This window comes from Streptomyces sp. NPDC050625 (assembly GCF_040654755.1).
In the GTDB taxonomy this organism is placed as follows: Bacteria; Actinomycetota; Actinomycetes; order Streptomycetales; family Streptomycetaceae; genus Streptomyces.
On sequence record NZ_JBFAIQ010000002.1, the window covers coordinates 75,028 to 86,717 of the forward strand.

At 70.8% G+C, this 11,690-nt stretch carries 9 protein-coding genes; 6 read left to right on the top strand and 3 right to left on the bottom strand.

The window, feature by feature from the left end; genetic code table 11:
- Positions 1-10: 10 nt before the first annotated feature.
- The gene (locus AB0I54_RS04630; RefSeq protein ID WP_363294415.1) at positions 11-988 is read right to left on the bottom strand and encodes a slipin family protein; all 978 of its coding nucleotides are present in this window, start codon (positions 986-988) and stop codon (positions 11-13) included.
- Positions 989-1,101: 113 nt separating this feature from the next.
- Entirely contained in the window at positions 1,102-2,208 is a 1,107-nt protein-coding gene (gene zapE / locus AB0I54_RS04635; protein WP_363294416.1) for a cell division protein ZapE, read from the bottom strand.
- A gap of 37 nt (positions 2,209-2,245) precedes the next feature.
- Here zapE and AB0I54_RS04640 point away from each other — a divergent pair, with 37 nt between their 5' ends.
- The 6 genes from AB0I54_RS04640 (at position 2,246) to betA (ending at position 10,163) form a co-directional block, all read left to right on the top strand.
- Positions 2,246-3,058 (top strand): pyrimidine reductase family protein, encoded by an 813-nt coding sequence (locus tag AB0I54_RS04640; RefSeq protein WP_363294417.1) that lies wholly within the window; start codon positions 2,246-2,248, stop codon positions 3,056-3,058.
- A 128-nt stretch (positions 3,059-3,186) separates the two neighbouring features.
- Positions 3,187-3,660 (top strand): indole-3-glycerol phosphate synthase, encoded by a 474-nt coding sequence (locus AB0I54_RS04645; protein ID WP_363294418.1) that lies wholly within the window; start codon positions 3,187-3,189, stop codon positions 3,658-3,660.
- A 126-nt stretch (positions 3,661-3,786) separates the two neighbouring features.
- The gene (gene murC, locus AB0I54_RS04650; RefSeq protein WP_363294419.1) at positions 3,787-5,178 is read left to right on the top strand and encodes a UDP-N-acetylmuramate--L-alanine ligase; all 1,392 of its coding nucleotides are present in this window, start codon (positions 3,787-3,789) and stop codon (positions 5,176-5,178) included.
- A gap of 13 nt (positions 5,179-5,191) precedes the next feature.
- Positions 5,192-5,599 (top strand): peptide-methionine (R)-S-oxide reductase MsrB, encoded by a 408-nt coding sequence (gene msrB / locus AB0I54_RS04655; RefSeq protein WP_363294420.1) that lies wholly within the window; start codon positions 5,192-5,194, stop codon positions 5,597-5,599.
- A 64-nt stretch (positions 5,600-5,663) separates the two neighbouring features.
- Positions 5,664-8,450 (top strand): SpoIIE family protein phosphatase, encoded by a 2,787-nt coding sequence (locus AB0I54_RS04660; protein ID WP_363294421.1) that lies wholly within the window; start codon positions 5,664-5,666, stop codon positions 8,448-8,450.
- Positions 8,451-8,483: 33 nt separating this feature from the next.
- The gene (betA, locus tag AB0I54_RS04665) at positions 8,484-10,163 is read left to right on the top strand and encodes a choline dehydrogenase (protein ID WP_363294422.1); all 1,680 of its coding nucleotides are present in this window, start codon (positions 8,484-8,486) and stop codon (positions 10,161-10,163) included.
- Here betA and AB0I54_RS04670 read toward each other — a convergent pair.
- Positions 10,118-11,641, bottom strand: coding sequence for an amino acid permease (locus AB0I54_RS04670; protein WP_363294423.1), 1,524 nt, complete (start codon positions 11,639-11,641; stop codon positions 10,118-10,120). The two genes, betA and AB0I54_RS04670, sit on opposite strands and share 46 nt — an antisense overlap.
- Positions 11,642-11,690 lie beyond the last annotated feature (49 nt).

Consider the following 11,690-nt stretch of genomic DNA (forward strand, 5'->3'; position numbering starts at 1 on the left):
GCCCGGAACGTTAGCTCCGGGGGGCCGCGGAGTCACCGATGCCGGTGGGTTGCTGCGTGCCGTCGACGGCGGCGGACTGCTGTGCGTCGCCGGTGCCGTCCGGCTGTTGCGGTTCGGTCCGTTGCTGCTCGCTCTGTTGCGGTTCGCTCTGCCGCAGGTCGCCGTCGGCGTCCGCCGGGTGCGAGCCGGTGGTTCCGTCCGCCTGGTGCGACTCGGTGAGCGCGGCCGGCTGCTGGCCCCTCTCCAGGAAGCGCAGCAGCTCCACCGGGATGGGCAGTACCAGCGTGGAGTTCTTCTCGGCCGCCACCGCCATCACCGTCTGCAGCAGTCGCAGCTGCAGTGCGGAGGGCGTGTCGGCCATCTGCTGCGCGGCCTCGGCCAGCTTCCTGGAGGCCTGGAGCTCGGCGTCGGCGTTGATGATCCTCGCCCGGCGCTCACGGTCGGCCTCGGCCTGCCGGGCCATGGAGCGCTTCATCGCGTCCGGCAGCGACACGTCCTTGATCTCGACCCGGTCGATCTGCACGCCCCAGCCGATGGCGGGGCTGTCGATCATCAGCTCCAGGCCCTGGTTGAGCTTCTCGCGGTTGGAGAGCAGATCGTCGAGGTCGCTCTTGCCGATGATCGAGCGTAGGGAGGTCTGTGCCATCTGGGAGACGGCGAAGCGGTAGTCCTCGACATTGATGGTCGCGGCCGCCGCGTCCACGACCTTGAAGTACACGACCGCGTCGACCCGCACCGTCACGTTGTCCCGCGTGATGCCCTCCTGGGCGGGCACGGGCATCGTGACGATCTGCATGTTGACCTTGTAGAGCCGGTCCACGACCGGGACGATCAGCGCGAGTCCCGGCGAACGGATCTCGCCCCGCAGCCGGCCGAGCCGGAGGACCACCCCGCGTTCGTACTGCTTGACGACCCGCACCCCCGCGGACGCGTACACCAGTCCGACGGCACCGGCCGCGATGATCGCCCCCAGCAGTTCCTGGAACATGACGACCTCCTCCATAAGAGGCCCTTTGTGTCCACTCCTGCAACGATATGCCCGGTGTCTGGTCTGCGGCCACGCCCCCATGCAGCGGGACTCGGCCCGGGGGTCCGGGCGGGCTACTCGGCCGTCACGAGTGCCTTCGCGTCCCGGGCGAGTGCGGTGAGGCGGGATATCGCGCGGAAGTACTTCTTGCGGTAGCCGCCCTTCAGCATCTCCTCGCTGAACAGCTTGTCGAAGGGCAGCCCCGAGGCCAGCACGGGGACCTCACGGTCGTAGAGCCGGTCCGCGAGGACCACGAGGCGCAGCGCCGTCGACTGGTCCGGCACCGGCCGCACACCGACGAGGCACACCGCCTTCAGATCGTCGGTCAGCGCGCCGTACCGGCTGGGGTGCACCTTGGCCAGGTGGTCCAGCAGATGCGGGAAGTCGTCGAGCGAGGCGCCCGCGGTGGCGTACGCCGCCTTCGTCACCTGCTCGTCCGAGTACGGCGCCGGTGCCTCGGGCAGGCCGCGGTGGCGGTAGTCCTCGCCGTCGATGCGCAGGGCGCGGAAGTGGGCGGACAGGCCCTGGATCTCGCGCAGGAAGTCGGCCGCCGCGAACCGGCCCTCACCGAGCTTGCCCGGCAGGGTGTTGGAGGTGGCGGCGAGTGCGACACCGGCGTCGACGAGCCTGCCGAGCAGGGTGGACACCAGCACGGTGTCGCCCGGGTCGTCGAGCTCGAACTCGTCGATGCACAGCAGCCGGTGACCGGACAGGGTCTGGACGGTCTGCTGGAAGCCGAGGGCGCCGACGAGGTTGGTCAGCTCGACGAAGGTGCCGAACGCCTTGAGCGCGGGCTCGGCCGGGGTGGCGTGCCAGAGGGAGGCGAGGAGGTGGGTCTTGCCGACGCCGTACCCGCCGTCCAGATAGACACCGCGGGGTCCGGCCGGCGCCTTGGGCGCCTTGGCCTTGCCGAACCCGAAGAACCCCCGTCGGCCGGTGCCGATGGCGTGCGCCCCGCCGAGACCGGCCGCGAAGCCGTCGAGGACCTGTACGGCCTCGGTCTGGCTCGGCTGGTCCGGGTCCGGGAGGTACGTGGCGAAGCGGACCGAGTCGAAGCGGGGGGGCGGCACCATCTCGGCGACCAGCCGGTCCGCGGGGACGTGCGGCTCGCGGGCGCACAGGGACAACGGGGTCGCGTCGGCTATCGGGCTGAGGGCGGACGCGGCGGTGGATGACGACACGGTTATCCATGCTAAGCGCCGTGTCACACTGCACGACATGCGACGCCTGTTCCCTGTGACCGACGAAACAGCAGCCCAGCCCTTCGGTGGGGCCGGTGCGACCGGTGAGGCCCTCGGTGACCGGGAGTGGAGTCTTGCCGAGCTGGCGGCCGCATACGCCTACCCCGAGCCGGCGGCCGGCGGGCGGGGGACCTGGCTGCGGGCCAACATGGTGTCCACGCTCGACGGGGCCGCCCAGCACGAGGGCCGCTCGCAGCCCATCTCCAGCGCGGCCGACATGCGGATCTTCGGCACGCTGCGGGCGCTCGCGGACGTCGTCCTCGTGGGCGCGGAAACGGTACGGCAGGAGGCGTACCGCCCCGCACGCGCGCGTGCGGAGTTCGCGGACGCCAGGAAGGCGGCGGGACAGGCCCCGGCCCCGGCGATCGCGGTCGTCACCGCGAGCCTGGACCTGGACTACTCGCTTCCGCTGTTCACCTCCCCCCAGGTGCCCACCCTGGTCCTGACCGGCGCCGCGGCGGCCCCGGACCGTGTCGCCGCCGCCGAGCGGGCGGGCGCGCGGGTGGTGATCGCGGGCGACGGCGCCGGAGTGGACCCGGAGCGGGCCGTGGCGGCCCTCGCCGGCCTCGGTCACACCCGGCTGCTCACCGAGGGCGGCCCCCGGCTGCTGGGCCAGCTGATCGCCGCCGAAGCGCTCGACGAGCTCTGTCTGACCCTCTCCCCGATGCTCACCGCGGGCGACGCGCAGCGCATCGCCGGGGGGCCGTCGGTCGCGGTGCCGCGGCGCTTCGAGCTGGTGTCGCTGCTGGAAGAGGCCGGGTTCCTGTTCGGTCGCTACCGTCGGTCATGAAATCAGCGGAATCTACCGTTCCGCTTGGCTTTCGACGGGCACACTGAATCCGGCAGTACCCGTGCGATCACGGGGCAGGATGGTTTCCGCAGGGCCTGACACGGCCCACGGAGCAGAATGGGGCACTGGTGTTCACAAGCGTATTGATGATCGAGAAGGCCCTGACGTCCGCCGACGTGGAGTTCGTCACCACCTTGCACGGAGACGAGCAGGTCTCCTTCCACGTGCTGCTCCAGCCTCGGGGCGACCAGGCCGACCGTCTCCTGCGGGCCATCGACGACATCGCGCTCGGCGAGCTCGACGAGGCGGCACGCGAACGCGAGACGCCCGAGGGCGCCGCCGCGAAGGAGCCCGCGGAGCAGGCCCTGGAGGTGTCCCTGAAGGCGCTGCGCGCGACGGGCGGCGAGGCCGAGGGCAGGCTGGTGGAGGACCACCCGCTGGACGCCCTGAAGGACCTGGTCGACGAGATCGGCGCCGACGAGGTGATCGTCCTGACCGACCCCCACTACGTGGAGGAGTTCTTCCACCGCGACTGGGCGTCCAGGGCCCGTCACAAGGTCGGCGTACCGGTGCTCAAGCTGTTCTCGCACAGCAAGGCGTGACCGGCGACCGCGGCGGGACGTGACGTGACCGCCGCCCGTAACGGACCTAATAGGTGTTGGGTGCGCCGGGGCCATATGGTGGTGCGCTGAATGTTCGCTTCGCCGCACCACTCCAGGGAGACGCACATGGCCCCGGGCCTTCCTACCGCCATGGACCGACCGCACTTCATCGGCATCGGCGGCGCCGGAATGTCGGGCATCGCGAAAATCCTCGCGCAGCGCGGGGCCAAGGTGGCGGGCAGTGACGCCAAGGAGTCGGCGACCGCCGAGGCGCTGCGCGCGCTGGGCGCGACCGTGCACATCGGACACGCGGCCGAGCACCTCGCCGACGACGCCAGCTGTGTGGTCGTCTCCTCGGCGATCCGCAAGGACAACCCGGAGCTGGCCCGCGCCGCGGAGCTGGGCATCCCCGTGGTCCACCGCTCCGACGCCCTGGCCGCCCTGATGGAGGGCCTGCGTCCGATCGCGGTCGCGGGCACCCACGGCAAGACGACCACCACGTCGATGCTCGCGGTCTCCCTGTCCGAGCTGGGCCTGGACCCCTCCTACGCCATCGGCGGCGACCTGGACGCCCCCGGCTCCAACGCCCTGCACGGCGACGGCGAGATCTTCGTCGCCGAGGCGGACGAATCGGACCGCAGCTTCCACAAGTACGCGCCCGAGGTCGCGATCGTCCTCAACGTCGAGCTCGACCACCACGCCAACTACGCCTCGATCGACGAGATCTACGAGTCCTTCGAGACCTTCGCCGGCCGGATCGTGCCCGGCGGCACCCTGGTGATCTCCGCCGACCACGAGGGCGCCCGGAAGCTGACCGAGCGCCTGGCCGGATCGGTACGGACGGTGACGTACGGCGAGGCGGCGGACGCCGACGTACGCGTCCTGTCCGTCGTCCCGCAGGGCCTGAAGAGCGAGGTCACCGTGGTGCTGGACGGGGCGGAGCTCACCTTCGTGGTCTCCGTCCCCGGCCGTCACTACGCCCACAACGCGGTGGCCGCCCTCGCGGCGGGCGTCGCGCTGGGCGTCCCGGCCGCCGAGCTGGCGCCCGCGCTGGCCGCGTACACCGGTGTGAAGCGGCGTCTGCAGCTGAAGGGCGAGGCGGCCGGCGTCCAGGTCATCGACTCCTACGCCCACCACCCCACGGAGATGACCGCCGACCTGGAGGCGATGCGCGGGGCCGCGGGCGACTCCCGCATCCTCGTCGTCTTCCAGCCGCACCTGTTCTCCCGCACCCAGGAGCTGGGCAAGGAGATGGGCGAGTCCCTGGCCCTCGCGGACGAGTCCGTGGTCCTCGACATCTATCCGGCCCGTGAGGACCCGATCCCCGGCGTGACCAGCGACCTGATCATCGACGCGGCGCGCGCGGCGGGTGCGGTCGTCATGGCCCTGCACGACAAGGCGGAGGTCCCCTCGGTGATCGCGGGAATGGCGAAGCCGGGTGATCTCGTTCTCACCATGGGCGCGGGTGACGTGACCGACCTGGGCCCGCGCATCCTGGATCACCTGTCGCAGCAGTGAGGGGCTGAGGCTCATGTCGTACGACGTCGAGAAGCCGGACGAGCAGTGGCGCGCGGAGCTGACCCCGGCCGAGTACGCCGTCCTGCGCGAGGCCGGCACCGAGCCGGCCTTCGTCGGTGAGTACACGAACACCAAGACCAAGGGCGTCTACTCCTGTCGCGCCTGCGGCGCCGAACTCTTCACCTCCGAGACCAAGTTCGACTCCCACTGCGGCTGGCCGTCCTTCTTCGACCCGAAGGACAGCGACGCCGTCGAACTCCTGGAGGACCGCTCGCACGGCATGGTGCGCACCGAGGTGCGCTGCGCCCGCTGCGGCTCGCACCTCGGCCATGTCTTCGAGGGCGAGGGGTACGCGACCCCGACCGACCAGCGGTACTGCATCAACTCGATCTCCTTGCGGATGACCCCGGACGAGGGCTGAGACGAAACCGTCTGGTGTATTTTCATAAAGTCACCTGATTTGCCCACAGGTGGGAGTGGTCCGGATGGCTCGCGACGGTCGGAGCGATGACGTCACGGCGCGCAGCCGTGAGCGCTTCCTGGCCGGGGGGCCGGTGGTCGCCGGGGTACGCAGCGAGATCCTGTCCTCGTGGAGCCGCTGCCAGTCCCTCGGTCTGCGTCCGAGTCTGGGGACCACCTACCTGGGAGAACCCGACCTGGACACGGAACTCGTCCACGCGGCGGAGCCGGTGCTCGACGAGGTGGCCCGCGCGATCGCCGGAACCTGGTCCACCGTGATCCTCACCGACGGCGAGGGCGTGGTGCTCCGCTGCCTGACCGGCGAGCCGCAGATGACCCGGTATCTCGACACCGCGGGCGGCGGGGCGCCCGGCTTCAGCTTCCACGAGTCCCTCGGCGGTACCACGTCCATCGGCCTCGCGCTCGCGGAGCGGCGCGCCAGCCGCGTCTACGGCCATGAGCACTTCGCCGACGCATGGACCGTGCAGGGCTGCGTGGCCGTGCCCGTGCACGAGCCCCTGAGCGGACGCATCGTCGGCGTGGTGGACCTTGCGACCGAGTCGTCCGAGTTCACTTCGATGCTGGAAACCATGGCGCGCAAAGCGGCTCACGCCATCGAACGAAGGCTGCTGGAGCAGAAGACCGACCGGGAGCGCACCCTGCTGCGGGCCTATATGCGGACCGCTCGCCAGATGCGGGCACCCGAGTTCAGGGACGGACGGCAGATCGTCCTCGGTGCCCCGGCCGAGGACCTGCTGACGGGGTCCGACCGGCTGGTCCTGGAGGAGAAGGCGGCAGGACTGATCGCCTCGGGCCGCAGGGCTGCCATCGAGGTACCCGTGTCCGGTGGACGGGTGGTCACGCTGCTGGCACGCCCGGTGGCGGACGTGTGCGAGGGGGTCGCGGTCGAGGTCATCGTTCCCGCGAGCGGCGCGCTGGTCTCCGCGGGCGGGACGCCCGCTTCCGCGCCGTGCGTGCCGCGCACCGACACGGCCGAAACGGCCCCCGGTGCCTGGCGCGGTCCTCCCACCGCGATTCCGGCCCACACGGCGATTCCGGCCCCCACCGCGGCTCCGTCCGCAACGGCGGGCGAGGGGCAGTGCCATCGATGGCTGCTGGCTGTCGGGGAACCGGGGATCGGCAGGCTCGCCCTCGCGGCGCGGCGCCGTCTGGAGTTGCTGCGTGAGTCCAGCCGTCGTATCGGTACCACGTTGGACGTCGTCCGCACGGCCGAAGAGCTGGCCGAGGTGGTGGTCGAGAACTTCGCCGACGTCGTCACCGTCGACCTGTACCCCGCGGTGCTGCGCGGCGACGAGCCCTCGCTGGCCGGTGTGCTGCCGATGCAGCGCGCCGCGGTGGGCGGGGTGGAGGGCTTCCCCTTCAGCGGGGTGGGCGAGCAGATCGGCTTCGCCCCCACCAGCCTGCAGGCGCAGTGTCTGGCCAGCGGCTCTCCGTCGATGGAGGCGGACCTGAAGACCTCGCGATGCTGGGCCGCCGAGGACCCCGTACGTGCCTCGCAGATCCTCGACCGGGGCATACACTCGCTCATCACCGTGCCGCTGAGCGCCCGCGGCGTGCCCCTGGGGATGGCCGGCTTCTACCGCTCGCGACGATCCGCGCCCTTCGAGGACGACGACGTCTCACTCGCCGCGGAACTGGTCGCCTGCGCCTCGCTCTGCATCGACAACGCGCGCCGCTACACACGCGAGCACGCCACCGCGCTCGCCCTGCAGCGCAGTCTGCTCCCGCACGGACTGCCCGAACAGAACGCGCTGGAGGTCGCCTACCGCTATCTGCCCGCGCACACCGGAGTCAGTGGTGACTGGTTCGATGTGATCCCCCTGTCGGGAGCCCGTATCGCCCTCGTCGTGGGCGATGTGGTCGGCCACGGCGTCCAGGCCGCCGCCACCATGGGGCGGCTGCGCACCGCCGTGGACAACTTCGCCTCCTTCGAGCTCGCCCCCGACGAACTCCTCACGCATCTGGACGACCTGGTCGCCCGGATGGCCCGGGAGGACGGCAGCACGGACGCCTTCATCGGAGCCACCTGCCTGTACGGGGTGTACGACCCGACGACCCGCCGCTGCAGTCTCTCCCGCGCGGGACACCTCCCACCGGCGCTCATCTCCGGCGACGGGACGGTGACCTTCCCCGAGGTACCCGCCGCGCCGCCGCTCGGCCTGGGCGGATTCCCCTTCGAGACGGTCGAGATCGAGCTGCCGGACGACAGCCAGCTGGTGTTCTACACCGACGGCCTCGTCGAGGACCGCGAACGGTGCATCGAGACCGTGCTGGAGGAGCTCCGGCACACTCTGGGCCACCCCGGACGCTCGCCGGAGGAGACCTGCCAGGCCGCCGTGGCAGCCCTGCCGCCGTCCCAGCCGGCCGAGGACGACGTCACCCTGCTCGTCGTCCGCCCCCGCGGTCTGGCCGCCTCGGACATGGCCTGCTGGGACGGCCTTTCGCCGGACCCGGCCATCGTCTCCGAGATACGCGGGGCCGTGGTCCGGCAGCTCGCCGACTGGAACCTGGAAGAGGCCGCCTTCACCACGGAGCTGATCCTCAGCGAACTGCTCACCAACGCCATCCGCCATGCCACCGGCCCCTTCCAGGTACGGCTGCTGCGCGATCGGATGCTCATCTGCGAGGTCGCCGACACCAGCAGTACGTCTCCGCATCTGCGTCAGGCCGACATGACCGACGAAGGCGGCCGCGGCCTCTTCCTCGTGGCCCAGCTCGCCCAGCGCTGGGGAACCCGTTACACACCCCGCGGCAAGGTCATCTGGGCCGAGCAGCCGATGCCCGCGGGCTGACCGGTCCCCACGGCCAGGCAGGAGACCAAGGCCTTGGAAGATCGATACGACTTCGTCATCGTCGGCGGGGGCTCCGCCGGCTGCGCGCTGGCGGCACGGTTCAGTGCCGATCCCGCCAACCGGGTGCTGGTGCTCGAAGCCGGACGCCCCGACTACCCGTGGGACCTCCTCATCAACATGCCCGCCGCCCTGACCTTTCCCATCGGCAGCCGGTTCTACGACTGGAGGTACGAGTCCGAACCGGAACCCTTCCTGCACGGCCGGCGGATCCACCACGCCCGGGGCAAGGTGCTCGGCGGCTCCAGCAGCATCAACGGGATGATCTTCCAGCGGGGGAATCCCCTGGACTACGAACGCTGGAGCGCCGACCCGGGGATGGCGAACTGGGACTACGCCCACTGCCTGCCGTACTTCAAGCGGATGGAGAACTGCCTCGCCGACGCGGAGGGGGAGTTCCGCGGCCACCACGGGCCGCTCGTCCTCGAACGGGGACCGGCCGACAGCCCGCTGTTCACCGCCTTCTTCGAAGCCGTGCAGCAGGCGGGGTACCGGCTGACCGACGATGTCAACGGCTTCCGGCAGGAGGGCTTCGCCCCGTTCGACCGCAACGTGTACCGCGGCCGTCGGCTCAGCGCCGCCCGGGCCTATCTGCACCCGGTGATGAGCCGTCCCAACCTGTCGGTGCGGACCAGGGCGACGGTCACCCGCATCCTGTTCGAGGGCGGGCGGGCGGTGGGCGTGGAGTACCTCGCGCGGGGCCGCGGCGGGCTGCGCCAGTGCCGCGGCGCAAGGGTCGTCCTGTGCGGCGGGGCCGTCAACTCCCCGCAGCTGCTCCAGCTCTCCGGCGTGGGGAACGCGGACGAGCTGGCAGCGCTCGGCATCGAGCCGGTCCTGAACCTGCCGGGCGTCGGCGAGAACCTTCAGGACCACCTGGAGGTGTACGTCCAGCACGGCAGCAGGAGACCGGTGTCGGTGCAGCCCGCGCTCAAGCCGTGGCGGCGGCCCCTCGTCGCCGCCGAGTGGCTGCTCCTGCACCGCGGGCCCGGGGCGACGAACCACTTCGAGGCCGGCGGCTTCGTACGAAGCAACGAGGACGTGGCCTACCCCAACCTGATGTTCCACTTCCTGCCCGCCGCGGTCCGCTACGACGGGTCCTCACCCGCACCCGGGCACGGCTATCAGGTGCATGTCGGGCCCATGTACTCGGACGCGCGGGGATCGGTGAAGATCGTCTCACGCGCCCCCGGCACGCACCCAGCGCTGCGGTTCAACTACCTCTCGACCGACAAGGACCGCAGGGAATGGGTCGAGGCGATCCGCATCACCCGGCACATCCTCGGCCGGCCCGCCTTCGAGGAGTTCAGTACCGGCGAGCTCTCCCCGGGCCCCGGGGTCGAGACCGAGGAGCAGATCCTGGACTGGGTGGCGGCCGACGGCGAGACCGCGCTCCACCCCTCGTGCACCTGCCGGATGGGCATCGACGAGGCATCGGTCGTGGACCCCGGCACCATGGCGGTGCACGGCCTGACGGGGCTGTACGTCGTGGACGCCTCCGTGATGCCGTACGTGACCAACGGCAACATCTACGCCCCGGTGATGATGCTCGCAGAGAAGTCCGCCGACATCATCCTCGGCAACAAGCCCCTGGCGCCCGAACCCGTGGAGTTCTACCGGCACTCCGGCGCCGGACGAGCGCGTGGGCGCACGAGGTAGAGGGCCGCGCCGACGGCTGTGATGACGGCGGGGAAGAACAGGGCCCCCCACCGGTAGTACCAGGCGTCCCCGGGGTACACCGCGGCCCGCGGCCAGGCCACGTTGACGGTCATGGCCATGCCGTACAGCACGGCGACGAGGTTCACGGCCAGGCCCCAGCGGCCGAGGGAGAAGTAGGGCCCGTGGTCGGCACGAGGCCAGGTGCCACGCAGCCGACGCACCAGCATGGGCCCGGTCACCAGCAGGTACGGGACGTAGAACAGCACGATGCCGGCCGAGGTCAGGGTGTAGAACAGGTGCCGGTTGCCGAGGTTGACCACCAGCAGCGCGATGGTCAGCAGGCAGGTGAGGAGGGCCGGCACGACGGGGGTCCTGGAGTGCGGGGAGACCCGGGAGACGGCCCGGCTGAAGGGCAGCCGGCCGTCCCGGGCCATGGAGAACAGAAGCCGGATGGCCGCGGTCTGCACGGCCAGGCAGCAGACGGTGACGGCGATCGCCACGCACACCAGGAAGACGGAGCCGAGCCCGGAGCCCAGCGTGGACTTGACCAGGTAGGGCATGCCCAGGTCGCGCAGTTCCTGGTCCCCGATGTCGCCGACCGCCATCATCGCGACCAGAATCAGCAGCCCGCCGGAGACGAACGCCGCAGTGAGCGCCCGCAGGATGGCACGGGGCGCGTGGCGTCTGGGCTCCCTCGTCTCCTCCGCCAGCGATCCCGCGGTGTCGAAGCCGTAGAAGACGTAGGCGCTCGCGAGAGAGGCGACCAGGAACGCGCCGAGATAGCCGGAGGAGTGGCCGGCCCCGGTGCCCTGCGTCTCCAGGACGACCTGCGGCCCCCGTCTGACGTGCATGCCCAGCATGACGACGAGCAGGGTCACGGCGATCAGCTCGACCACCACACCGAAGTCGTTGATCCTCGCCATCAGCCGGACACCGCACAGGTTGACCACGGTGGTGAAGACCACCAGACCGAGAGCGAGCACGATGGCGTTCTGGGCACCGCCCCGGGTGTCGGTCACGCCCGCGTCGCCGGGGCCGCCGAGGATCTGGAAGGCCGGTGAGATCTGCGGCAGGACGACCTGGTAGGCGACCGCGACGGCGGCCGCGGTCACCACCGCGCCACCGGCCATGATCCAGCCCGACAGCCATGAGGTGAGGGGACGGGCGAGGTGCTTGGACCACTGGTACACCGAGCCGGCCAGCGGGAACTGTCCGACCATCTCGGCGAAGCACAGGGCGACGGCGAGTTGCCCGAGGAACACCAGCGGCCAGGTCCAGATGTACGCCGGGCCGCCGGAGGCGAAGCCGAAGCCGAAGAGCTGGAACACTCCGGTCAGGACCGAGATGTAACTGAAACTCGCGGCGAAACTGGACAGCGGCCCGAGGGAGCGCTTCAGCTCCTGACGGTAGCCGAACCGTGCCAGGTCGTCGCTGTCGTCGCCGGGCACCTCGGGAGGACGGCTCCTCGGGATCCTCACAGTCCCATGATGGCTCCATGGGCATGTGCCGCATCCACAACCGGTGGAT

Excerpts from the sequence above, each read along its gene's own strand:
- AB0I54_RS04640 (WP_363294417.1), top strand. The coding sequence starts at position 2,246 with ATGCGACGCCTGTTCCCTGTGACCGACGAAACAGCAGCCCAGCCCTTC.
- murC (WP_363294419.1), top strand. The coding sequence starts at position 3,787 with ATGGCCCCGGGCCTTCCTACCGCCATGGACCGACCGCACTTCATCGGC.
- msrB (WP_363294420.1), top strand. The coding sequence starts at position 5,192 with ATGTCGTACGACGTCGAGAAGCCGGACGAGCAGTGGCGCGCGGAGCTG.
- AB0I54_RS04630 (WP_363294415.1), bottom strand. The coding sequence starts at position 988 with ATGTTCCAGGAACTGCTGGGGGCGATCATCGCGGCCGGTGCCGTCGGA.
- AB0I54_RS04660 (WP_363294421.1), top strand. The coding sequence starts at position 5,664 with ATGGCTCGCGACGGTCGGAGCGATGACGTCACGGCGCGCAGCCGTGAG.